Source organism: Agromyces sp. NPDC058136 (assembly GCF_042884375.1).
In the GTDB taxonomy this organism is placed as follows: domain Bacteria; phylum Actinomycetota; class Actinomycetes; order Actinomycetales; family Microbacteriaceae; genus Agromyces.
Window position 1 is genome coordinate 1,155,565 of sequence record NZ_JBHVUA010000001.1, and the last position, 23,867, is coordinate 1,179,431.

General features: G+C 70.9%; 19 protein-coding genes. 7 read left to right on the forward strand and 12 right to left on the reverse strand.

Annotation, left to right across the window (positions count from 1 at the left end; genetic code table 11):
- Positions 1-2: 2 nt before the first annotated feature.
- The 7 genes from ACFVTX_RS05460 to ACFVTX_RS05490 all read right to left on the reverse strand — a co-directional run bounded on the left by ACFVTX_RS05460 (position 3) and on the right by ACFVTX_RS05490 (position 7,911).
- Positions 3-887 carry a MurR/RpiR family transcriptional regulator gene (locus ACFVTX_RS05460; RefSeq protein WP_386898539.1) on the reverse strand — a complete coding sequence of 295 codons (885 nt, stop codon included), beginning with the start codon at positions 885-887 and terminating at the stop codon, positions 3-5.
- A gap of 40 nt (positions 888-927) precedes the next feature.
- A complete protein-coding gene (murQ, locus tag ACFVTX_RS05465; RefSeq protein WP_386898540.1) occupies positions 928-1,887 on the reverse strand; it encodes an N-acetylmuramic acid 6-phosphate etherase in 960 nt (319 codons plus the stop codon).
- Complete coding sequence (locus ACFVTX_RS05470) at positions 1,884-3,047, reverse strand: anhydro-N-acetylmuramic acid kinase (RefSeq protein ID WP_386898541.1); 1,164 nt, start codon at positions 3,045-3,047, stop codon at positions 1,884-1,886. Before ACFVTX_RS05470 ends, murQ begins: the two co-directional genes overlap by 4 nt.
- A 182-nt stretch (positions 3,048-3,229) precedes the next feature.
- Positions 3,230-4,729, reverse strand: a complete 1,500-nt coding sequence (locus ACFVTX_RS05475; protein ID WP_386898542.1) for a glycoside hydrolase family 3 protein — start codon at positions 4,727-4,729, stop codon at positions 3,230-3,232.
- Positions 4,726-5,571, reverse strand: coding sequence for a carbohydrate ABC transporter permease (locus ACFVTX_RS05480; protein WP_386898739.1), 846 nt, complete (start codon positions 5,569-5,571; stop codon positions 4,726-4,728). The genes ACFVTX_RS05475 and ACFVTX_RS05480 overlap by 4 nt, the downstream gene beginning before the upstream one ends.
- A 74-nt stretch (positions 5,572-5,645) precedes the next feature.
- On the reverse strand, positions 5,646-6,614 hold the full coding sequence (locus ACFVTX_RS05485) for a carbohydrate ABC transporter permease (RefSeq protein ID WP_386898543.1): 969 nt from the start codon (positions 6,612-6,614) through the stop codon (positions 5,646-5,648).
- A 4-nt stretch (positions 6,615-6,618) separates the two neighbouring features.
- Positions 6,619-7,911, reverse strand: coding sequence for a sugar ABC transporter substrate-binding protein (locus tag ACFVTX_RS05490; protein ID WP_386898544.1), 1,293 nt, complete (start codon positions 7,909-7,911; stop codon positions 6,619-6,621).
- A gap of 110 nt (positions 7,912-8,021) precedes the next feature.
- Here ACFVTX_RS05490 and ACFVTX_RS05495 point away from each other — a divergent pair, with 110 nt between their 5' ends.
- The 3 genes from ACFVTX_RS05495 (at position 8,022) to ACFVTX_RS05505 (ending at position 13,294) form a co-directional block, all read left to right on the forward strand.
- A complete protein-coding gene (locus ACFVTX_RS05495; protein WP_386898545.1) occupies positions 8,022-9,014 on the forward strand; it encodes a BadF/BadG/BcrA/BcrD ATPase family protein in 993 nt (330 codons plus the stop codon).
- A 408-nt stretch (positions 9,015-9,422) separates the two neighbouring features.
- Positions 9,423-11,156 carry an ABC transporter ATP-binding protein gene (locus ACFVTX_RS05500; protein WP_386898546.1) on the forward strand — a complete coding sequence of 578 codons (1,734 nt, stop codon included), beginning with the start codon at positions 9,423-9,425 and terminating at the stop codon, positions 11,154-11,156.
- Positions 11,153-13,294 (forward strand): ABC transporter ATP-binding protein, encoded by a 2,142-nt coding sequence (locus ACFVTX_RS05505; protein WP_386898547.1) that lies wholly within the window; start codon positions 11,153-11,155, stop codon positions 13,292-13,294. The genes ACFVTX_RS05500 and ACFVTX_RS05505 overlap by 4 nt, the downstream gene beginning before the upstream one ends.
- 89 nt (positions 13,295-13,383) lie before the next feature.
- On the opposite strand, the gene ACFVTX_RS05510 is transcribed toward ACFVTX_RS05505, so the two are convergent.
- A complete protein-coding gene (locus ACFVTX_RS05510) occupies positions 13,384-17,277 on the reverse strand; it encodes a S8 family serine peptidase (protein ID WP_386898548.1) in 3,894 nt (1,297 codons plus the stop codon).
- 85 nt (positions 17,278-17,362) lie between these two features.
- Between ACFVTX_RS05510 and ACFVTX_RS05515 the strand changes: the two genes are divergently transcribed.
- On the forward strand, positions 17,363-18,421 hold the full coding sequence (locus tag ACFVTX_RS05515) for a TrmB family transcriptional regulator (RefSeq protein ID WP_386898549.1): 1,059 nt from the start codon (positions 17,363-17,365) through the stop codon (positions 18,419-18,421).
- A gap of 79 nt (positions 18,422-18,500) precedes the next feature.
- Entirely contained in the window at positions 18,501-19,859 is a 1,359-nt protein-coding gene (locus ACFVTX_RS05520) for a nitrate/nitrite transporter (RefSeq protein WP_386898550.1), read from the forward strand.
- Between the two features lie 22 nt (positions 19,860-19,881).
- Here the strand turns inward: ACFVTX_RS05520 and ACFVTX_RS05525 are convergent, their stop codons facing one another.
- The 4 genes from ACFVTX_RS05525 to ACFVTX_RS05540 all read right to left on the reverse strand — a co-directional run bounded on the left by ACFVTX_RS05525 (position 19,882) and on the right by ACFVTX_RS05540 (position 22,289).
- Entirely contained in the window at positions 19,882-20,748 is an 867-nt protein-coding gene (locus ACFVTX_RS05525; protein WP_386898551.1) for a 3-hydroxyacyl-CoA dehydrogenase, read from the reverse strand.
- 52 nt (positions 20,749-20,800) lie between these two features.
- The gene (locus tag ACFVTX_RS05530) at positions 20,801-21,274 is read right to left on the reverse strand and encodes a MarR family winged helix-turn-helix transcriptional regulator (protein WP_386898552.1); all 474 of its coding nucleotides are present in this window, start codon (positions 21,272-21,274) and stop codon (positions 20,801-20,803) included.
- Between the two features lie 87 nt (positions 21,275-21,361).
- The gene (locus ACFVTX_RS05535; protein ID WP_386898553.1) at positions 21,362-21,736 is read right to left on the reverse strand and encodes a VOC family protein; all 375 of its coding nucleotides are present in this window, start codon (positions 21,734-21,736) and stop codon (positions 21,362-21,364) included.
- A 40-nt stretch (positions 21,737-21,776) separates the two neighbouring features.
- The gene (locus ACFVTX_RS05540) at positions 21,777-22,289 is read right to left on the reverse strand and encodes a methylated-DNA--[protein]-cysteine S-methyltransferase (RefSeq protein ID WP_386898554.1); all 513 of its coding nucleotides are present in this window, start codon (positions 22,287-22,289) and stop codon (positions 21,777-21,779) included.
- A 91-nt stretch (positions 22,290-22,380) separates the two neighbouring features.
- On the opposite strand from ACFVTX_RS05540, the gene ACFVTX_RS05545 reads away from it, so the two are divergent.
- Together ACFVTX_RS05545 and ACFVTX_RS05550 are read left to right on the forward strand one after the other, a co-directional pair.
- A complete protein-coding gene (locus ACFVTX_RS05545; RefSeq protein ID WP_386898555.1) occupies positions 22,381-22,695 on the forward strand; it encodes a DUF1905 domain-containing protein in 315 nt (104 codons plus the stop codon).
- Positions 22,696-22,766: 71 nt separating this feature from the next.
- On the forward strand, positions 22,767-23,867 hold the full coding sequence (locus ACFVTX_RS05550) for a hypothetical protein (RefSeq protein WP_386898556.1): 1,101 nt from the start codon (positions 22,767-22,769) through the stop codon (positions 23,865-23,867).

A 23,867-nucleotide genomic window follows, 5' to 3' on the forward strand; every position in this document is an offset into this window, starting at 1 on the left:
GCTCAGCTCGTACGGCGGCGCGGCGCGACCCGATGGCGCGCGGTGACCTCGAAGGTCCGCTGCAGCGGGGTCGAGACCGAGTCGCCGAGCCGCTGCGCGACGCGCACGAACAGGAAGTCGACGACGGCGAGCTGCGCGATCCTGCTCGACATCGCCCCGACCCGGTAGTTCGACTCGCGCGCGTGCGTCATCAGCACGAACTCGGCGAGCTCGGCGAGCGGCGAGTCGGGCGAGTTCGTCACGGCGACCGTCGTCGTCCCGCCCTCGCGGGCGACCTCGAGCGCGTGGTTCGTCTCGGCGGTGAGTCCCGAGTGCGAGATGCCGATCGCGACATCCCCTGGCTTGCGAAGCGCCGCCGAGACGAGCGCGAGGTGCACGTCGACCGAGCAGAACGCGGAGATCCCGATGCGCGAGAGCTTCTGCTGGAGATCCTGCGCGGTGAGTCCGCTCGATCCGAAGCCGTAGATGTCGACGTGGGCGCCGGCGACGATCGCGTCGACGACCCCGTCCAGTGCGGTGGTGTCGAGCGCCTCGACCGTCTGCTCGATGGCGAGCACCTCGTGGAATGCGATCTTCGCGATCACGTCGGCGGCGGTGTCGGCGGGGTCGATGTCGGCGTTCGCCAACCCGAAACGGTCGCGCTCGGCGGCCTCGCGGCTGACGGCGCTCGCGACCTCCATGCGGAACTCGCGGTACCCCGAGTACCCGAGCGTCTGGCAGAACCGGGCCACCGTCGACAGCGAAGTGCCGCAGACGCGGGCGAGGTCGGTGATCGTGAGGTCGACGACGAGCGTGGGGTCGGCGATGATCGTCTCGGCGACGCGCGCCTCCGAGGAGCTGAGGCGCGGCAGCGCGTCCCGCACATTCGACAGCACGTTCGCCGACATCTCCTGCCTCCCGTTCCTTCTCCTGGTGATCGCGGCCGCCCTACTCGACGGTCAGCTCGTGCGCACTGGAGAGAGCATCGCGCAGCACTCCATCTTCGGCGGCGAGGCGCGCCAGCGCGAGTTGGGGATCCACCCCAGTCATGGTGACGAGGATCGCGGCCTTCACGTGCCCGTCGACGGAGGCGAGTGCGGCGGACGCCGCGGCGGCGTCCACTCCGGTCGCCTGCATGACGATGCGCTCGGCGCGCGCACGGAGCTTCGCGTTGGTGGCCTGCACGTCGACCATGAGGTTGCCGTGCACCTTCCCGAGGCGAACCATCGCGATCGTCGAGATCGTGTTGAGCACGAGCTTCTGCGCGGTGCCGCCCTTGAGCCGGGTCGAGCCCGCCACGATCTCGGGGCCGACGACGGTCTCGATCGCGAGGTCGGCGGCCGCACCGATCGCCGAGCCCGCGTTGCAGGCGAAGCCGATGCTGAGCGCGCCGACGCCCTTCGCGTACTCGATGGCACCGAGCACGTAGGGCGTGCGACCCGACGCCGAGATGCCGATGAACGCGTCGGCGGGGCCGAGTCCGATCGCCTCGAGGTCGGCGGCGCCGCGCGCCGCGTCATCCTCGGCGTTCTCGACGGCCGAGCGCAGCGCGCCGTCACCGCCTGCGATGAGGCCGACCACGAGCGAGGGGTCGGTGCCGAAGGTCGGCGGGATCTCGCTCGCGTCGAGCACGCCCATGCGCCCGGCGGTGCCCGCGCCCGAGTACACGAGGCGTCCGCCGCCGCGCAGGCGCGCGACGATGGCGTCGACGGCGGCGGCGATCTGCGGAGTCGCCCGCGACACGGCCGCGACGGCCTGGGCGCTCTCGGCCTGCATGGCCTCGATCTGCGCCTCGGTCGAGAGCAGGTCGAACCCGGCGTGGGCGTCGTTGACCTGCTCGGTCGAGAGTTCGCCGAGCAGCTCTCGCAGTGCGCGATGCTCGGCCGACTGCGGTGCGTGACCGCTCATGGTGTTGCTCCCCCGTTGGTGCGGTGTGCGTTGGTGCGGTGTTCGATGGTGACGGATGCCACGGCGCCGTCGTGCGGCGTCGGGAGTTCGAGCGGGCCGCGGCCCGGCGAGAACCGGCCGAGCACGCGCCCGCCTGCAGGCAATGGGCCGAGTTCGATCGGCGCGCCGTGCAGGCTGCAGTAGCCGAGGAGCGCGAACATGAGCGACTCCTTGAACGCGGGGTCGAGGCCGCGCGCAGCGCTCGACTCGACCTCGATGCCGCGAGCGGCCGCGTGGTGGACGATTCGGGCGAGCAGCACCGGGTTCTGCGCACCGCCGCCCGAGCAGATGAGCGTCGCGGGTGCCGACTCGGCCGACGCACCGGTGAGCGCGTCGACGACGGTGCGCGCGGTGAGCTCGGTGAGCGTCGCGGCGAGGTCCTCGACGGTCGGGACCGGGTCGCCCGCGCCTGCGCCCGCAGCGATCGCCGCGTCGACGACCGCGAGGTCGAAGGTCTCGCGCCCGGTCGACTTCGGCGCGGGCGCCGCGAGGTAGGGGTGCGCGAGGAGGGCCGTGAGGAGCTCTTCGTGCACGTGCCCCGCGGCGGCGAGCCGTCCGCCGTCGTCGTAGCGCTGCGCACCGCCCGTCGCCCGGTCGACGACCGCGTCGATGAGGCAGTTGCCGGGGCCCGTGTCGAAGGCCGCGACCGAGCCGTCGGCGGCGACGAGCTGCACGTTCGCGATGCCGCCGAGGTTGACGGTCGCGATCGGCCGGGCCGTCGCCCGCGCCTCCTCGCCGAGCCAGAGCCGGTCGAAGAACGCCATGAGGGGCGCCCCTTCGCCGCCGGCGGCGATGTCGGCCATGCGCAGGTCCGAGAGGACGGGCGCGCCCGTGCGCTCGGCGATCCAGGCGGGCTCGCCGAGCTGCAGGGTGCCGCGGGCGTGCCCGCCCTCGACCCAGTGGTAGACGGTCTGGCCGTGCGAGACGACGAGGTCGGGCTGCACGCCGACGGCGCGGATGCCGCGTGCCGCCGCCTCGGCGAAGGCCTGTCCGAGCTCCGTGGTGAGGCGCGTCCACGCCCCGGCGTCGAGCGCCTCCCCGGCCGCGACCGCGAGGATCTGCGCGCGGAGCGCGGGATCCCAGTCGACGGTCTCGGTATGCAGCGGCGTCAGCCGAAGCATCTCAGCCCCAGCCCCAGCCCCAGCCCCAGCCCCAGATCGAGTGGGCAGAGATGTACCCATGGAGCGCTGGGAAGGTTCATTTCTGCCCACTCGATCTGCTGGCGGCGCAGAATCGAGCGCGAACTCGACCACGGCGACGTCGATGCCGTCGGCCGAGGTGCCCGATTGCAGGGAGAGCACGATCACGCGCCGGCTCCCCGTTCGAGCAGTTCGGCGGCGGCCTCGGCCGCGAGGCGGCTCGCCGCACGCGTGTGCAGCGTCGGCAACGGCAGCGGCTCGCCGGGCAGGCCCGTGTCGACGACGACCGCATCGGGCCGCGTCTCGGCAACCGCTGCGACGCGATCGCGCTGCACCCCGGGGGCGCCGACGGCGTCGACGATCACGACGAGCGGTCCGTCGGCCGGCACCGCGGCGTCGCCCCGCAGCACCGAGCCGCCGTTCGCGAGCGCCTGCTCGACGTAGTCCGCGTCGCTGTCGACGGCGAGCGTCGAGCGGCCCCGCACGTCGAGCACGGTGCGCGGCCCCGGTGCCGGGGCGAACGCGCCGTCCACGGTGATCGCCTCGCGTGCGAGACGGGGTGCGTCCAGCGGCATCCGCTCGCCCGACGCGGCCGCCCGCGACGCCTGCAGCGACTCGGCCAGGCGGCGCACCCGCTCGGCCGCGCGCTCGACCGTCTCGACGGCGAGCGAGCCGTCGTCGATCGCGGCGAAGATCGCGTGCTGCACCTCGAAGAAGTCGCGCACGTCCTGGTCGGCGGTGGCCGCCGCGCCCAGGTTGGTCGGGTTCGAGATGCAGAGCAGGTCGGCCCCGGCGCGGAGCGCCTGCACGGCCCCCGGCCCCGCCCCGACCGACTCGCGCACCGCGGCCATGTCGAGCGCATCGGTGATGATGACGCCCTCGAAGCCGAGCTCGCGCAGACGCCCGAGCGCGATCGGGTTGAGCGTCGCGGGAGCGGTGCCCCACTCGGGCACGATGATGTGCGCGGTCATGACGGCCGCGACGCCCGCCGCGATCGCCGCGCGGAACGGCGGCAGATGCCACCGTTCGAGCTCGTCGAGCGAGATCGAGAGCTCGGGCATCGCATGGTGCGAATCGAGGTGGGTGTCGCCGTGCCCCGGGAAGTGCTTCACGCACGCGGCGGCACCGGCGCGCTGGATGCCACGGAGCTGCGCCACGGCGTGCCGCGAGACCAGCTCGGGGTCGTCGCCGAAGGAGCGCACGCCGATGACCGGGTTGCGCGGGTCGGTGTTCACGTCGGCGACGGGGCCGAGCACCACGTTCGCGCCGACGGCGCGCGAACGGTCGGCGAGGTGATCGCCCACCGCCTCGCTCGCCGCGAGGTCGTCGACGAAGCCGAGCTGCGCGGCACCCGGCAGGGTCGAGCCGAGCAGGGCGTCGACGCGGGTGACGTTGCCGCCCTCCTCGTCGATGCCGACGAGGAGCGGGCGCGTCTGCGCGGAGTACGAGTCGAGCTCCTCGGCGAGGGGTCTCGAGACGCGTCCTCCTGCGTCGGGCGCTCCTCGACCACCGGCGTCGTTCAGGTTGTGCGCGAAGAGCACCGCGCCCGCGAGGCCCGCGTCGAGCTCGCGACGAAGCCAGTCCGGGATGCTCCGGCCGAGGAATCCCGGCCAGAGCACCCCGCCCACCAGCCCCCTGACGGTGGGATCGCCCGCGGCGGTCACCCCTTCACCGCGCCGGCCACGAGGCCGCTCGACAAGCGACGCTGGACGATGACGAAGAAGATCATGACCGGGATCGTGATGATCGTGGACGCGGCCATGATGTAGCCCCACTCGTTCGAGTGCTCGCCGAAGAACTGCTTGAGGCCGATCGCGACCGTGTAGTTCTCGCTCGCCCCGCCGAGCAGGGTCATGGCGAAGATGAACTCGTTCCACGCGGTGATGAACGAGAAGACGCTCGTCGCGACGAGTCCGGGCATGACGAGGGGCAGCAGCACCGAACGGAACATCCGCCCCCAGCTCGCGCCGTCGATGTACGCGGCCTCTTCGAGCTCGACGGGCACCGCGGCGACGAAGCCGCGCAGCATCCAGATGCCGAACGGCAGCGACAGCGCGACGTAGACGACCATGATGCCGAGCAGCGTGTTCAGCAGCTGCAGGTCGCGCACCTGCACGAACAGCGGGATCACGAGCGCCTCGAGCGGCACCATCTGCACGATGAGGATCATGAGGAGCATCGCAGTGCGGAACTTGAAGCGGAATCGCGCCACCGCGACCGAGGCGAGGAGCGCGAGCAGCGCGCTCGCGAGCACCGTCACGACCGCGACGATCGCCGAGTTGCGGAGGAACACGTCGAACCCGCCCTCGGTGAGCACGTACTCGAAGTTCGAGAGGCTCCACTCGCGGGGCAGCAGCTGCTGCCCGCCGGCGCCGGCCTGCGCGTCGAACGCGCTCGACAGCATCCAGAACGCGGGGAACAGGGTGAAGCCGAGCAGCAGCACGACGAGCACGGCCTTGCCGCCCGCGATGCGCGCCTTGCGCGCCGACTTGCGGCTCTTGCGCAGCTTCGCGACCTCGGTGGATGCCTCGGAGCGGGTGCCGCGCGAGGCATCCGACCGTTCGTTCGTGATGACGGTGCTCACAGCTCCTCCTCCTTCAGCATGGTGCGCACGTACACGACGGTGATGCCGAGCAGTACGAGGGTGAGCAGCACGGCGATCGCCGAGCCGAAGCCGTAGCGGTTCTGACCGAACGACTCGACGTACGACCAGACGCCGAGGTTCAACGCCTCGCGGTTCGACCCCGAACCGCCCGGCATGAGGTAGACCTGCGCGAAGACCTTGAAGTCCCAGATCGTCGACAGGATGATGACGACCGCGAAGACCTGCTTGAGGTTCGGCACGATGATGCGCCAGAAGCGGCGCCAGGGGCCGGCGCCGTCCATCTCGGCGGCTTCGAGCATCTCCTTCGGCACGCCGAGGAGGCCCGCGAGGATCGTGATCGCGACGAACGGGAAGCCGTGGTGGATGACGTTGAGGAGGACGATGCCGTAGAAGGTGTACCGGTTCGTGAACCAGTTGACGGGCTCGTCCTGGAGCCCGAGGGCCTGGAGGGTCTCGTTGACGATGCCGCGGTCGGCGTCGAAGATCCAGATCCAGACGTAGGTGCCGGTGACCGCGGGCATCGCCCAGGCGATCATGATGGCGCTGCCGACGACGGTGCGCCAGAAGCCGCCGAGGCTCGCCATGAGCACCGCGACCGCGGTGCCGAGGGCGACGGTGCCGACGACGGCGAGCACCGCGAAACCGACCGTGTTCGGCAGCACGACGGTGTAGAGCTCTGGGCTCGTGAAGATCTCGCCGTAGTTGGCGAGGCCGATCCAGTTCGGCTCGCCCGAGACGATCTCGCGGAGGCCGTAGTCCTGGAGGGAGAAGAGGACCACGCGTACGAGCGGCCACAGCAGCAGCACGGCGAGCACCGCGAGCGCGGGGGCGAGGAGGAGCCAGGGGCGGCTCCGGGTGATGAAGCTCTTGCGGGCGGGCCCGCCGGCCGCGCGGGGAGCCGAAGCTCCCGGCGCGGCCGTCGGAACCTGAAGGGTGTTCGACACGAGGTCAGCCGTTCATGATCTCGTTCATCTCCGCGGCCGCGTCGCTGAGCGCCTGCTCGACCGACTTCTGCCCGGAGAGGATCGCCTGGATGGCGGTGTTGGTGGTCTTCTTCGCCTGCACGGCACCGAACTTCGGGGTGACCGGCGGGGTGGCGCCACCCTCGACCATCTGCTGCGCGAAGGGCTGCACCAGCGGGTCGTCCGAGGCGATCGCCTCGTCGAGGAGCGAGGTCTGGCCGGGGAAGTAGCCCGACTGCTCGCCCCACTTCGCGGCGAACTCGCCCGTGGTCATGAGCTCGATGAACTCCCACGCGAGGTCCTTGTTCTTCGCCGTCTCGAACATCGAGAGGTGCGAGCCGCCGAGGACCGACGGCGAGATGCCGCCGTCCTTGCCGGGGATCGGGGTGGCGGCGAACTTGCCCTCGAGCTCGGCGTTCTTCTCGACGATCGCGGACGGCGTCCACGAGCCCATGAGGGCCATGGCGATGTTGCCCTGCGAGAAGTTGTCGAGCACGTCGGTCTCGCGCCAGGTGGTGGCGCCGGCCGACGAGAAGCCGTGCTCGGTGGCGAGGCCGGTGTAGAAGCCGATGCCCTCCTGCGACTCGGCGCTGTCGAGGCCCGAGACCCACTCGTCGCCCTCGAGCGTCGAGACCTCGCCGCCCGCGCCCCAGACCCACGGGTACACGGCGAACTCGGCGTCGCCCGGCACGGCGAACGGCATCATCTCGGGGTGCGCGGCCTTGATGGCCTCGCCTGCGGTGACGATCTCGTCCCACGTGGTCGGGGCTTCGAGCCCGAGCTCCTCGAAGATGTCGGCGCGGTAGACGAGCGAGCGGACGCCGGCGTACCAGGGCATGCCGTAGAGCTCGTCGTCGTAGGTGCCGGCTGCGACGAGGCCCTCGACGAGGTCGCCCTCGAGGCCGGCATCGGCGACGAAGTCGCCGATCGGCGCGAGCGCGCCGGCGTCGGCGAACTCGGCCGTCCAGGTGGTGCCCGTCTCGGCGACGTCGGGCGTGGTGCCGCCCGCGATCGACGTGACGAAGCGGTCGTGGGCGTCGGCCCACTGCACGAATTCGACGTCGAGCTCGGCGCCGGTCTTCTCGGTGAAGGCCTCGGACACCTCGTCGAAGTACGCCTCGGAGTCGGGGTTCGTGCCTTCCATGATCCAGACGGTGAGCGTCTGGCCTTCGGCGTTCGAGCCGCCGTCGGCGCTGTCGCCGGAGGCGCCCGAGCAGGCGGTCAGGCCGAGCGCGGCGGCGACGCCGAGCGCGGCGATCGGGAGGAAGCGCTTGTTCATCAGGATGGTCTCCTCATTGAAACTGGTCGTGGGCGCATGGCCCTGGCTGTGGTTCTCTGGACAGACGTGATCCGCGGACAGATCTCACTCTCTGGAAGTAGTATTCGGGAATGTCGTCAGAATTGCAAGAAACTTCCGAACGCTCGGAAGTCGTGCTCGGCATCGACGTCGGCGGAACCGGCGCCCGCGCCGCGATCGAACCGCTCGCCGGCGCGTTCGGCACCTCTCGCGACGTCGTCAGCGGCCCCGCCGTGAAGATCACCGCGGGCGGCAGCACGGCCCCCGCCGTGATGGCCGCGCTCATCGCACAGGCGCGCGACGAGCTCGAGGAGCACCGCCCCGGCGCACGCATCGCCGCCGTCGCGATCGGCGCGACCGGCATCGCCTCGCTCGTCACGAATCCCGCAGCCTCGCTCGCCGCGCTCTCCGCGGCGGCCGGCGGCGCCCCCGTCGCGCTCGCGATCGACGCCGTCACCGCGCACCTCGGGGCCCTCGGCGGCGAGGCGGGCGCCGTCGTCGCCGTCGGCACCGGCACGATCGCGCTCGGCACCGACCTGCACGGGGTGTGGCGCCGGGTCGGCGGGTGGGGTCACCTCTACGACGACCGCGGTTCGGGCGCATGGATCGGGATCGAGGGGCTCAAGGCCGCGATCCAGCACCACGACGGCATCAGGGCGGATGCCTCGGCGCTGCTCTCGGCGGCCGAATCGCGCTTCGGCGCGGCGCCCACCTGGCCCGCGCAGCTCTACACGCGCGACGATCGCGGGTCGGTGCTCGCGGGTTTCGCGGCGGATGTCGCGGGGCTCGCCGCCCTCGACGACCCCGCCGCCGCACGCATCATGACGGACGCCGGCGCACTCGTCGCGCAGACCCTCGCCGCAGCCCTCGACCCCGCATTGCCGCGGCGCGCAGCCGGCGTCGGCGGGGTGTTCGCCGCGGGCGGGGCGTTCACCGCGGCCTTCACCTCGGAGTTCGCGCGACTCGCCCCCGACGCCTCGCTCACCGTCGGCGCGGCGACGCCGCTCGACGGGGCGGTGCGGCTGGCGCGGCTCCTCGCGGCAGGGCAGGTGCCCACCGGGCACCCGCCGTTCCTCTGGCGCTGACGACCCGCCGGCTGAGGAGGGCCGACCCTCCGCTGGTTGAGGAGCGCCGGCGCGAAGCGGCGACGCGTCTCGAAACCACGCACCCCGTCTCGAGACCGCCCCACCGGGTTTCGAGACGCGTGCTCCTTCGTCGCTCGCTCCTCAACCACCGAGCCCACCCGCGCGTCTCGAGACCCGCGCGAGCAGCCCCAGATGAACCCCGATTTCGCCCTCGGTGAACGCCGCGTGACGGATGCCCCCGGGCGCTTGCAACGCGAATCGTAAAGTGTTTTGCTGTAACGCTGCAATGTCGGACGGGGGTGCGACGATGCAGCCAGGGTGGAGGGGTCACGAGCCCCGTCATGGTCGCGCGCGTACGAATTCGCCGAGCCCGTGGCATCCGCCTTCTCGCCGCTACCTGGAGATCACATGCTCGGAAGACTCCTGCTCAAATATCTCAAGCCCTACTGGTTGCTGCTCGTCGGGGTGCTGGTGTTCCAGTTCGCCTCGGCCATCGCGACCTTCAACCTGCCCAGCCTGAACGCCGACATCATCGACAACGGCGTCTCGAAGGGCGACACCGAGTACATCTGGTCGACCGGCCTGTTGATGCTCGCCATCTCGCTCGGGCAGATCACCGCCTCGATCATCGCCACCTACTTCGCGGCCAAGGCCGCGATGCAGGCCGGCCGCGACATCCGCGACGACGTGTTCGAGCGCGTCTCGAGCTTCTCCGAGCGCGAGGTGTCGAAGTTCGGGCCCGGTTCGCTGATCACCCGCAACACCAACGACGTGCAGCAGGTGCAGATGCTCGCGATGATGGGCGCGACGTTCCTCGTGACGGCGCCGATCCTCGCGGTCGGCGGCATCATCATGGCGCTCCGCCAGAACGTCGAGCTGTCGTGGCTCATCGCGGTCGCGGTGCCGGTGCTCCTCATCATCGCCATCGTCATCATCAGCCGCATGGTGCCGCTGTTCCGCAGCTACCAGCACAAGCTCGACAACGTGAACCGCATCATGCGCGAGCAGCTCACCGGCATCCGGGTCGTGCGCGCGTTCGTGCGCGAACCCATCGAGGAGGAGCGGTTCAGCGAGGCGAACGCCGACATCATGGTGATCGGCCGCAAGGTCGGATCGCTGTTCGTGCTGCTGTTCCCGCTGTTCATGCTCGTGCTCAACGTCACCGTCGTCGGCGTCGTCTGGTTCGGCGCGATCGAGGTCGACGCGGGCACCGTGCAGATCGGCACCCTGTTCGCCTTCATGCAGTACGTGATGCTCATCCTCACGGGTGTGCTCATGGCGAGCTTCATGACGATCATGATCCCCCGCGCCGCGGTCTCGGCCGAGCGCATCAGCGAGGTGCTCGACGCCGACACGTCCCTCGCCCGGCCCGAGAACCCGATCACCGAGTTCCCGACGCCCGGCACGGTCGAGTTCACCGACGCGGAGTTCACCTACCCGGGCGCCGAGCACCCGGTGCTCTCGGGCATCACCTTCGGCGCCGCCCAAGGTGAGACGGTCGCGATCGTCGGGTCGACGGGTGCGGGCAAGACGACCCTCGTCTCGCTCATCCCGCGCCTGTTCGACGTCACCGGCGGCAGCGTGAAGGTCGGCGGCGTCGATGTGCGCGAGGTCGACCTCGAGCACCTCTGGTCGACGATCGGGCTCGTGCCGCAGCGGCCGTTCCTGTTCACCGGCACCGTGGCATCCAACCTGCGCTTCGGTCGCGAGGAGGCCACCGACGACGAACTCTGGCACGCGCTCGAGATCGCCCAGGGTCGCGACTTCGTCGAGGAGATGGAGGGCGGGCTCAACGCGAAGATCTCGCAGGGCGGCACCAACGTGTCGGGCGGTCAGCGCCAGCGTCTGGCGATCGCCCGCGCGATCGTGCACAACCCCGGCATCCTCGTCTTCGACGACTCGTTCTCGGCGCTCGACCTCACGACCGACGCCCGACTCAGACAAGCACTCTGGAGGGAGCTGCCCCACGTGACGAAGATCGTCGTCGCGCAGCGCGTCTCGACCATCACCGACGCCGACCGCATCGTCGTGCTCGACGACGGCGGCATCGTCGGCCTCGGCACGCACGACGAACTGCTCGCCTCGAGCGAGACGTACCGCGAGATCGTGCAGTCCCAGCTCGGAGTGGAGGCCGGCGCATGAGCCGCGACACCGCAGAAGCCAAGGCCTCGAAGAAGGCCAGGCCCGAGCCCGAGCTGACCGAGGAGGAGCGCCTCGAGATCGAGCTCGGCGAGCAGGCGCGCATCAACGCCGACGACTGGTCGGGCGCCGTCGCGCCGGGCAAGGCGAAGAACTTCGGCCAGAGCTTCGGCCGACTGGTGGGCCTCCTGAAGCCGCACGCCTTCGCGTTCGTCTTCGTGTCCATCCTCGGCGCGCTCGGCGTCGTGCTCACCGTCGCAGCGCCCAAGGTGCTCGGCGAGGCGACGAACATCCTCTTCGAGGGCGTCGCGTCGACGGCGCTCGGCCAGCAGTTCCCGGCCGGCACCTCGCAGGAGCAGGTCGTCGAGGCGCTGCGCGCCGCCGGCCAGACCGACTTCGCGAACATGGTCGCGGCGATGGACAACTTCCAGGTCGGCGCGGGCGTCGACTTCGTCGCGCTCAGCCAGGTCGTCGTCATCGTGCTCGGCCTGTACTTCCTGGCCTCGGTGCTCACCTGGCTGCAGGGCTACGTCATCAACATCATCATGGTGAAGACGATGTACCGCCTCCGCGAATCGGTCGAGGCGAAGATCAACCGTCTGCCGCTCAGCTACTTCGACAAGGTGCAGCGCGGCGAACTGATCTCGCGCGTCACGAACGACATCGACAACATCACCCAGACGATGCAGCAGTCGCTCTCGACCGTGATCACCTCGGTGCTCACCGTCGTCGGCGTGCTCGTCATGATGTTCTCGATCTCGTGGCAGCTCTCGCTCGTCGCGCTCGTGTCGCTGCCGCTCATGGGCGTCATCTTCGGCGTCATCGGGCCCAAGTCGCAGAAGGCCTTCGGCATCCAGTGGCGCAAGGTCGGCCGCCTCAACGCCCGCGTCGAAGAGTCGTTCTCGGGCCACGCGCTCGTCAAGGTGTTCGGCCGCGAGCAGACCTCGCGCGAGGCCTTCAAGGCCGAGAACCAGGAGCTCTACGAGGCGAGCTTCAAGGCGCAGTTCCTCTCGGGCATCATCATGCCCGGCATGATGTTCATCGGAAACCTGACCTACGTGGGCATCGCCGTGCTCGGCGGGCTCATGGTCGCGAGCGGCCAGCTGCGACTCGGTGACGTGCAGGCGTTCATCCAGTACTCGCAGCAGTTCACGCAGCCCCTCTCCGAGCTCGGCGGCATGGCTGCGGTCGTGCAGTCGGGTACCGCCTCGGCCGAGCGCGTCTTCGAACTGCTCGACGAGGACGAGCAGGAGCCCGACGCGAAGGACGCCCCGACCCCGGTCGACGGTGACGGCACGATCGTGTTCGAGAACGTCGCGTTCTCCTACGCGCCCGAGCACCCGCTCATCACCGACCTGTCGTTCCGGGTCGAGCCCGGGCAGACGGTCGCGATCGTGGGCCCGACGGGCGCCGGCAAGACGACGCTCGTGAACCTCATCATGCGGTTCTACGAGCTCGACGGCGGGCGCATCCTGCTGAACGGCCAGAACATCGCCGACCTCACCCGTCACGACGTGCGGGCGAAGACCGGCATGGTGCTGCAGGACCCGTGGCTGTTCGCCGGCACGATCCGCGAGAACATCCGCTACGGCCGCCAGTCGGCGACCGACGACGAGGTGCTCGCCGCGGCGAAGGCGACGTACGTCGACCGCTTCGTGCACTCGCTGCCCGACGGCTACGACACGAAGCTCGACGAGGAGGCCTCGAACGTCTCCGCGGGCGAGAAGCAGCTCATCACGATCGCGCGCGCGTTCGTGGCGCAGCCGAGCGTGCTCATCCTCGATGAGGCGACGAGCTCGGTCGACACCCGCACCGAGCTGCTCCTGCAGCACGCGATGGCGGCGCTCCGCGAGGGGCGCACGTCCTTCGTGATCGCGCACCGCCTCTCGACGATCCGCGACGCCGACCTCATCCTCGTGATGGAGCACGGCGACATCGTCGAGCAGGGCACGCACGACGAGCTCATCACTGCGAAGGGCGCGTACTACCGCCTCTACAACTCGCAGTTCGAGCAGGCCGCGACCGACCTCGACGCCGAGCAGGTGCTCGGTGACGCGACGGTCGTCACGGCGTCCGACGCGGAGCCGCAGGCGGGTCTCCTGAAGGGCATCGAAGCGGAGATGGCCGAAGAGATCGAGTAGCCGACCACACGGCACGCAGAGCTGAGGCCCGGACGACATCCGTCGTCCGGGCCTCAGTTCGTCTCACGACGCCTCAGTGGCGTCCGGCCTCAGCGACCGCCCTTCTTCACCGGAGCGACCTCGAACGCCCGCTTGATCTCCTGGCTGAAGCTGCCGCCGGCCTCGTCGGTCGACGTCACCCGCAGGTCGACCCAGCCTCCGGCGTCGGGAACCGTGATGTCGGCGTCGTAGCTCACGAGGTACGAGCGCCCGGCCGGGAACCCGTTGTCAGGAACCTCACCCGGACCCGAGTCATCCGTCGAGACGACCTCGAGGTCGACCGGCTGCCACTCACCGCCGGCGATGCGCACCTCGAGGGTCGTGCCCGACACCGCAGCCGAGCCGACGGCCCCGCTGATGTGGCCGATCTCGAGCCCGAGCTCGACGGGCTTGCCCTTCTTGCGATCGGCACCCACGCGCCCGCGCTCGTCGAGGTCGACGTCGTAGTACGCCTGCATCATCGGCAGGATCTGGCGGCTGTAGTCGCTCGAGTCCCAGGTCGACGAGAACGCCCACTCGGTGCGCGTCATCGTCGACGACGGCATGGCACCGCCGTCCTGGGTCGTCGTGTTCACCACGCGGACGTCGTGCTCGCCGTCGGTGATGCCGAAGCCGTTGAGGCTCTGATACTCCGACGTCTTCACGAGCTCACCGTCGAGGTGCAGCTCGATCGACTGGCTGATGCCGGGGGTGCCGGCGTACATGTCGATCCCGCCGGTGCGCTGCGCCGAGTCGCCGTCGGCCCACGAGGGCAGGTTGAGCTGGATCCAGTCACCCGTCCGCAGCGGCGCCCAGTAGCCCGGCCCCACGTAGGGGCGCACGACCGAACCGAAGTAGCCCGCCTCGGTGCGCTCACCCGGCTTGTACGCCCGGACCACGTCGCGGATGTCCCAGCCCCAGTCGACCGAGTTGACGTTCTGGTACCACTCGACCTGATCGGTGTTCACCCACTCGGTGCGCTCGATGCCGCGCGTGGTCCGCATCGCGTACCCGGTGCCGTACTCAGTGCTCGGCACGAAGTCGTAGCGGTACTCGCCGACCGTCGACCCCTTCTCGCCGTAGTAGGTGGTGTCGATGCGCGCGAGCTTCTTCGGGCGGTAGGCGAGCTTCTCGGGAACCGAGCCGTCGCTGTAGCGGACGATGTCGAAGACCTCGTCGGCGATCGGGATGCCCTCGCCGGTGACCGTCACCGGCTTCTTCGCGATGTCGTCGAGCACCTTCCGACCCTGCACGCCGCTGATCGCGGCGACCGGGATGGCGACGTCGGTCGTGTAGTCCTCGGAGCCGACCCATTCGCTGAGCTCGCCGTCGCCGTCGTTGACGACGATGAGCAGCTTCGCACCGGCCGCCGCCGCGTTCGCGGCACGGGCCGAGGCCGACACCGTGTCGGAGCGCGTCACGACCGCGACCTTGCCCTTCACGTCGACGGCCGCGAACTCCTCGGCGCTCCCGAGGCCTGCCGCGACCGCGCGGGCGCGGAGCTCGCCGTCGAGCAACGTCGAACCGGCCTGCGCGATGAGGTCGAGCTCCTCCTTGCCCGCCTTCAGTTCGAGCAGGGGGTTCTGCAGGCGCCACCGGGTGGTGAAGTCGAAGCTCTCCGCCTCGGGGGCGTCCATCGGCTGGGCGTAGAGCTCATCGATCCAGACGGGCGCGAGCGCGCTGCCGCTGAAGCCGTCGACCTTGAAGTCCATCCGGCGCACGACCGCCTCGACGTCGTCCTCGCCCACGTCGACCGTGACCGGCTTCGCGGCGCGGGCGTCGAACACGACGCTCTTCGCCCCGTCGAGCACGACGTCGGGGTCGCCGACGAGTGCGATCGCCGCGGTGTCGGCGTCGCGGTCGACGTTCATGAACGACATGACCGAGTAGAGACCGGCCGGCAGGCGCAGGGTGGTCTCGCCGGCGACGCCGAACGAGGCGTACCAGCCGGTCGCCGCGTTCCAGATCCATCCGGTGGTGTCGAGCGGCTCGCCGTCGAAACCGGTCGCCGTGACCGTGAGGTCGTACCGTTCGGCCTCGGCGATCACGCCGAGGGCGGTGCGGGTGACGGCCTCGCCGTCGAGCGAGGCGGTGAGCGCCCCCGACAGCTGCGCGCCCGCGGGCACCTTCGCCGGGTCGGCGGTCATGGTCACCGACCGGCTCTCGCCGGCGGGGATGGTCAGCTCGTCGGCGTCGAGCGCGAGCACGTCGGATGCCTCGCGCGCCGACATCGGCTCGATGCCGCCGCCCGAGCCGGGGGTGGTGTCGACGAGGGAGGCCTCGATCGCGAGCACGACCTCGGCGTCGCCGCGGTTGGTGTACTCGACGGTGCGCGCCACGGACTCCGCGGCCTCGCCCCACGACAGCATGCCGAAGTCGCCCGATCCCGAGGCGACGATCGTCGACTCGACCGCGTTCGCGACGTCGACCACGCCGGCGCCCACCTGGTAGGGCGTCAGCCCGACGTCGGTCGCGGTGCTCACGAGCGCCGCGCGCAGCTGCGCCGCGGTGTACTCGGGATGCTGCTGCTTGACGATCGCCGCGGCACCGGCCACGTGCGGAGTCGCCATCGAGGTGCCGCTCATGCCGATGTACGCGCCGGAGCCGGCGCTGTCGGCCGATCGGGCGGCGGTCACGTCGTTGCCCGGCCCGGCGAGGTCAGGCTTCAGCGCGCCGGAGCGGACGAGCGGCCCCTGGCTCGAGAACCACGAAAGCTCGCCGCTCGGGTCGTCGACCGAGCCGATCGTGAGCGCGCTCGCGGCAGCGCCGGGCGAGCCGATCGTCTCCGGCGACGTCGAGTTGCCGGCGGCGACGACGAAGAGGGCATCGGTCTCGGCCGAGATGGCGTTGAGCGCCTCGGACATCACGTCGAGGCCGTCGGAGCCCTGGCGCGTGCCGAGACTCATCGACACGATGTCGGCGCGCTCGGCGGCCCACTCCATCGCGGAGATGATCCACGAGTCCTGACCGAAGCCCCCGGCGTCGAGCACCTTGCCCACGAGCAGGTCGGCGCCGTCGGCGACGCCGCGGTGCGTGCCGTCGCTCGCGGCCCCGGTGCCGGCGATCGTCGAGGCGACGTGGGTGCCGTGGCCGTTCGGGTCCCACGCCACCTCTTCGCCGGGCACGAAGCTCGTCGACTCGGCCAGCACGCGGCCCGCGAGGTCGGGGTGGGTGTCGTCGTAGCCGCTGTCGAGCACGGCGACGGTGACACCGTCGCCGGTGTAGCCGGCGGCCCAGGCCTCGGGGGCACCGATGTAGGGCACGCTCGAGTCGAGGGTCGCCTCGACCTTGCCGTCGAGGTGGATCGCCTCGATGCCGCCGCCGAGCGTCGCCTCCGCCGGGTCGGTGCTGAAGGTGCGAGCGCCCGCGGCGGGCGCCCCCGTCAACGCGGCCCAGGTGTCGGCGGCGCTCGCGTGGTCGGCGGTCGCCGCGGCGCCGCCGATGCTCGCGAGCGGTGCGCCGAGCTCGACGCCGGGAACCGGCGCGGGTGCCGAACGGCGGTCGGCCGCGGCATCCTCGAGCTCGACGATGATCGGCGTCGCGTCGACCGAGGCGTCGTCGTAGCCGAACTCGATGAGCTGGGTCACGTTGAAGAGGTCGCGATCGAGCACGCCCGCCGTGAGGTAGGGCATGGCGGCGGCAGGCAGCACGTGCAGGTCTCCGTCGACCTCGATGGTCTGCACCCCGGCGCCCGGCTGGGCGGTCTCGACCTCGACGGCGTGCGTGCCGTCGGACAGGTCAGTGACCCGCACGCGGTCGCCGGTGATGAGGGTGACCGCGTGCTCGCCGGTGGGGGCGGCGGCGGACGCGTTCGGGGCGCCGCCGCCGCCGCCCGGGTCGCCGGGATCGGCCGCCGCCGGCAGGGCGGCGGCGCCGATGCCCGCGACGCCGATCGCGAGGCCGCCGATGGCGGCCGCGATCGATCGCGCGCGACGCGATGCTGGTGTTCTGTTGCTTCGTGGCATGTAAGGGATACCTCTCGCATGTCGGATCTGACTTGCTCAGCACGCTTCCACACGGCGCCGGTTAGTGTGGTGGCGGAGAGATGCCATGGCCTCGATCCGCCACGACGGGGTCGCAGTCGCCCCTGGTCGACACGAGGTCGGTCGCGTGCGGAACCTGGCCGCGGAGAACGGAAGGGATCGGGTGCTCGAGGCGATCGGACTGGACGACGAGCACACGTCGCTCTACCGGCTGATCCTGCAGCTGCCCTCCGCGAGCCTCGACGAGCTCGCCGTCGCCGCGGGGTCGAGCACGGGTCGGGTGCGGCGCATCCTCGCCGAACTCGAACGGCTGGGCCTCCTCGCCCGTCAGGCCTCCGCACCCGACCGCGTCGTGGCATCCCCGCCCTCGATCGCCCTTCGGCCCATGCTGCTCGAACGCGAGCGCGGCCTCGCCCAGGCGCACGAGACCCTGCTGCAGCTCAGCGAGATCTACCGCGAGGGCGCCGCGCAGCGCGTCGCGCCCGACGTCGTCGACGTCATCGTCGGCGCCGACGCGGTCCGGCAGCGCTTCGCGCAGCTGCAGGCCTCGGCGACCGAGCAGGTGAGCGTGTTCATGCTGAGCGAGATCGCGTTCCTCGGCGCGGAGGAGAACGAGGAGGAGGATCGGGCGCTCAACCGCGGGGTGCGTTATCGCGTGATCGTCGAGAAGGGCGTGCTCGAACGGCCCGGCTTCATCGAGTCGGCCCGTGAGGCCGCCCCGTACGGCGAGGAGGTGCGGGTGCTGCCGACGCTCCCGACCCGGCTCGCCATCGCCGACGACCAGATGGCGTTGCTGCCGATGCGCTCGCACGGCGATGCCCGCGCCTCCGGGGCGCTGCTCATCCACCCGAGCGGGCTGCTCGACCTCGTCCTCGCGATCTTCGAGGAGTTCTGGGCGACGTCGACCGAGTTCCTCACCGCCGGTGAGATTCCCGGCGCGCACGACGCGATCGACCGCGATCTGCTGAAGCTCCTGCTCCTGGGGCTGACCGACGCCGCCGCGGGTGCGCAGCTCGGCATCTCGGTGCGCACCGTGCAGCGCCGGATCGCCGAGCTCATGGAGACCGCGAAGGTGTCGACGCGCATCCAGCTCGGCGCGGAGGCGGTCCGACGCAGCTGGGTCTGAGGCATCCGGTCGCGATGACGCGACTACGCTGGAGAGCAATGGGCCATCCGCCCCGAACCCTCGAGGAGATTCCGCACTCGTGACCGGCACGCCGCAGCTCGCACCGACCTGGCGGCTGTGGCTGGTCTGGGGTGTGAGCGTCGCCGCGTACATCGTCTCGGTGACGAACCGCACCTCGCTCGCGGCGGTCGGCTCCGACGCGGCCGTCAGGTTCGACGCCGATGCCTCGACGCTGTCGATGTTCGCGGTGATCCAGCTGTTCGTCTACGGCGGCATGCAGATCCCGGTGGGGCTGCTGCTCGACCGGTTCGGCGCCCGACCGATCATGACGGCCGGCATGGTGCTCATGGCGTCGGGCCAACTCGTGATGGCGCTGTCGACGGACGTCGGCACGGCGATCATCGCGCGCGTGCTGCTCGGCGCGGGTGACGCCGCGATCTTCCCGAGCGCGCTGCGCGTCGTCGCGACGTGGTTCCCGCAGCAGAGGGCGCCGCTCATGGTGCAGATGACGGGCATCATCGGGCAGACGGGCCAGCTGCTCGCGCTGCTGCCGATGGCCGCGCTCCTGCACGCGACGAGCTGGACGGTCGCGTTCGGCAGCCTCGCCGGGCTCGGCGTCCTGTTCACGATCCTGACGTTCGCGATCGTGCGCAATCACCCGCCGTCGAGCGATGCGGATGTCTCGGTGAACACCGCGACCGGCGCGATCGCCGTGGTCCGCTCCTCGGCCGACCTGCGGCAGGGGTTCCGCGAGTCGTGGGGTCACCCGGGCACGCGACTCGCGTTCTGGTCGCACTTCACGACCCCGTTCGCGGGCACCGCGTTCGTGATGCTGTGGGGCTTCCCGTTCCTGACGGCGGGCGAGGGGCTGACGCCCGCGGTGGCGTCGCTCGTGATGAGCGCGTTCGTCGTGTTCAGCATGCTCGTCGGGCCCGTCATGGGGGCGCTCTCGAGCCGGCACCCGCTGCGCCGTTCGCGCATGCTCGTGCTGCCGACGATCGCGTTCCAGGCGCTCGTGTGGCTCGCGGTGATCGCATGGCCCGGGCCGGCGCCGCTGTGGCTGCTCTTCCTGCTCGCGTTCGCGCTCGCGACGGGCGGCCCCGCGTCGATGATCGCGTTCGACCACGCCCGCACCCACAATCCGAGCCACCGGCTCAGCACGGCGACCGGCATCGTCAACGGCGGCGGGTTCATCGCGGGCCTCATCGCGATCTTCCTCATCGGTCTCGCGATGGACCTGCAGGGCGCCGGCACGCCCGACACGTACACGCTCGAGGCGTTCCGCATCGCGTTCCTCACGCAGGTGCCGCTGTGGGTGCTCGGCGCGGCGTTCATCGTCGTCGAGCGCCACCGCACGCGGGTGCGCATGGGCATCGACCCGCCGCGGAAGCGTCGGAAGACCGGGTCGGCGGAGCCGACCGAGCCGTCGGACGGGTAGTCCGACGGCCCGGTCGAGTGCCTCAGCCCTCCTGCGGGTAGCGGTAGAAGCCCTCGCCGGTGGCGACGCCGAGCTTGCCCTGGTCGATGTAGCGCTCCTTGATGAGCGCGGCGAACTCCTGCTGCTTCGGGCCGCCCATCATCGAGATGTTGTACGCGGTCGTCAGCCCGACGATGTCGTAGATCTGGAACGGACCCATCGGCGCACCGGTGCCGATGCGCCAGGTCGCGTCGATCGCCTCGGGCTCGGCGACGCCGTCGACGAGCAACTGGCCGGCCGCCGACAGGAACGGCACGAGCAACGAGTTGAGCACGTAACCCGGCTGCTCCTTCTTGATCTCGATCGGCACCATGCCGATGGCCTCCGCGAACTCGACGACCGTGCGGTACACGGCGGGGTCGGTCGCGGGCGTGCCCATGATCTCGGCGGTGTTGTGCGCCCAGATGCGGTTCGCGAAGTGCAGGGCGAGGAACCGGTCGGGGCGGCCGGTGGCGTCGGCGATCGCGCTCGGCAGCAGCGTCGACGAGTTGGTGGCGAAGATCGTTCGCTCGGGTGCGACGGCGGCGAGCTTCTCGTACGTGGCGCGCTTGATGTCGACGCTCTCGGGCACGGCCTCGATGACGAGGTCGGCGTTCGCGACGGCGGCCGCGAGGTCGTGCGAGGTGGTGAGGCGTGCGAGGGCGGCGTGCGCGCCGCCGTCCGCAGCACCCGCGACGCCTTCGGCGACGTAGGTGTCGGCGAGCCCGGCGAAGCGGGCTTCGGCGGCAGCGGTCGCCTCGGCGCTGATGTCGTAGGCGACGACCTCGAACCCGCTGAACGCGGTCTGGAACGCGATCTGCGAGCCGAGCACTCCGGTGCCGAGCACGGTCACGTGCTGCACTGCGGTCATGGTGATTCCTTCTCTCCTGTGGGTGCCCTCGTGGGGCGTTCGTCGCCCGGGGTCAGGCGTCGTGGGTCTGGTGCGGATGCTTCGACGGGTCGTCGTTCGCTGCGGCGCCGTTGAAGCGGGTGAGGTCGTGGGCGAATCGGGCGACCTCGTCGTCGCCCCAGCCGTCGAGGTGGGCGTCGACGACTCGCTGCAGGATCTCGATCGCCTCCCGGTACGCCGCCCAGCCGGTCTCGGTGAGCTCGAGCGGACGACCGCGGCCCGTGGCATCCGTCACCTCGCGCACCACTCCGAGCCGGGTGAGGCCGCCGAGCTGGCGGGAGACGGTCGAGCGGTTGAGGCGGAACGCCTCGGCGATGTCAACGGAGCGGCAGCCGGGGTGGTCGACGATGAAGCCGAGAATCGACTGCTCGGTCATGTTGAGCGGCACCGGAGCGGTGCGCGCGTCGGCGACGCCTCGCCGCGAGACGACGATGAGCTCGCGCAGGATCGCGGCGGCGTGATCGTCACGAGCGGTGTGCTCCACCATGTCCGACTCCTTCTGTTGTTAGATGCAACGCTACGCTTCGGCGTTGCATTCCACAACAGAAAGGGTCGGACGTGGGCGAGGGTGCTCCTACTGCTCGGACCAGACGCCGAGCTCGTTGCCGCTCGGGTCGGCGAAGTGGAACCGCCGACCGCCGGGGAACTCGTACGGCCCGTTCGTCACCGTTCCGCCCGCCGAGACGATGGCGTCGAGGGTGCCGTCGAGGTCGTCGCTGTAGAGCAGCACGAACGGACCGCCGGGCGTGACCTCCTCGACGAGCGTGAGGCCGCCCGCCTCCTCGCCGTCGGCCTCGGCAGAGGTGCGGATGCCGGCGTACTCGTCGCCGTACGAGGTGAAGGACCAGCCGAACGCGGTGCCGTAGAAGGCCTGCGCGGCCGCGAGATCGGTGACGGAGATCTCGACGTAGTCGATGCTGAGCGGGATGCGGTGGTCATGAGTCGCCATGACGTCACGCTGCCACCACCCGCCGACATGCCGCAGGCGTCTAGAACAGGCGCGCCTGCGCGACGACCGCGGCCCCCTCGAGCTCGAGCAAGAACCGCTTGCGTTCGAGGCCGCCCGCGTAGCCGGTGAGCGAGCCGTCTGCGCCGACGACCCGGTGGCAGGGCACGACGATGCTGAGCGGGTTGCGGCCCACGGCGCCGCCGACTCGCCGGGCGAGGTTGCGGTCGCCGAGGCGGGCCGCGAGTTCGCCGTACGTGACGGTCTCACCGAGCGGGATGTCCCACAGCATGGCCCAGACCGCGTGCTGGAACTCGTCTCCGTCGGGGGCGGTCGGCAGGTCGAACGCGGTGCGCGTACCGGCGAGGTACTCGTCGAGCTCGACGCCGAGCCGGACGATGAGGGCGTCGTCGCGGGCGGCGACCTCGACGCCGATCGTGCCCGCGGCCGGCGGGTGCCAGTGCCCGGGGAAGTAGATGCCGGCGAGCGCATCGCCCTCCGCGACCACGAGCAGTCCGCCGAGCGGCGTCGAAAGGGTGGCGTGGCGGCGGGACATGACTCCATACTCTCCCCGTCGCCCCGGCAGATGGCCGGATTCGACAGCGGGAATCGGACCTCATGACAGCGGCCCGACCTAGGATGGCCGCATGCGTGATCCTCGCCAGGCCGACGGCATGCGGGTCGACTTCACCGCCGTGATCTACGAGTGGTCGTCCCGCCGCAACTGGTTCTTCGTCGACGTGCCGACCGAGCCGAGTGCCGACATCTCCGATCGCCCGCGTATGCCACGGGGCTTCGACTCGGTGCGCGTCACGGCGACGGTCGGCGGCACGACCTGGGACACCTCGATCTTCCCCGGCGGGGGCACGTACGCCCTCCCGTTGAAACGCGCCGTGTTGCAGGCCGAACAGATCGGCGAGGGCGACGAGATCGAGGTCTCGCTCGTCGTGCACGACGGCTGAATCGACTGGCTCCCGCGTCAGAGCGGGTAACACGGGCGAAGCGCACAGCCGGGTCGATCTAGCATTGCGGGATGCCCGAACTCCCCCGCGTCTCCGGTGCCCACCTCGTCGGATCGATCAACCAGCCGAGCGCCGAGGCGACCTTCCGCGTCGTCGCCGCAGAACTCGGCGCCGACCTCTCCCGCATCCCCGACGGCGAGGTCGGCGAGCGCTTCCACTGGATCCTCTTCCAGGGCGCGGCGTTCGACGCGGTCGACGGGCTCGCCCGGGTGCCGATCGACCCGATCGTGGTCGCCGGGTTCGACCTGCGTCCGACCGTGCTCGACGGCAAGGTCGAGCCCGGAGCCCTCGCGTTCGGCCCGCTCGGCTACGCCGACGCCGCGGCCGCGAGCTACGCCGACTTCCTGCGTCTGCGCGAAACGGGCGTCATCGCCGACGGCACTCGCTTCCAGGTGTGTCTGCCCTCGCCGCTCGCCCCGGTCACGACCTATGTCGCCCCCACCGATCGTGCCGCGGTGTACCCGGCATACGCCGCGGCCCTCGCCACCGAGCTCGACCGCATCGCCGAGCTCGTGCCCGCCGACGACCTCGCCGTGCAGATCGACCTCGCGACCGAGTTCGCCTACCTCGAGGGTGTGAGCCTCGGCGGCGGACCGCTCGAGGCGTTCTTCGCCGACGGCGGCGCGGATGCCCCGGCGCTCGTCGGAGCGATCGCCTCGCTGGCCGCCGAGCTCGCCGAGCGGGTGCCCGCCGGCGCGCAGCTCGGATTCCACCTCTGCTACGGGGACGTCGCCGAGAAGCACTTCGTCGAACCCGGTGATGCCGGTCGGCTCGTCGCCGTGGCGAACGCACTCGCCGCGCACATCGAACGGCCCATCGACTGGGTGCACCTGCCCGTTCCGATCGAACGCTCCGACGCCGACTACTTCGCGCCGCTCACCGAGTGGGCACTGCCGGCCTCGACGACGCCGTACCTCGGGCTCGTGCACCACGAAGACGGGGTCGACGGTGCACTCGCCCGCCTCGCACCCGCCCGCGCGGCGTTCGCGCAGGCCGGGGTCGCCTCGTTCGGCGTCGGCACCGAGTGCGGGTTCGGCCGCGGCCCCGCCGAGCGCACCGCCGGCCTCCTCGCCCTGCACCACGAGGTGATCGAGGCCGCCGCGCGCGCCTGA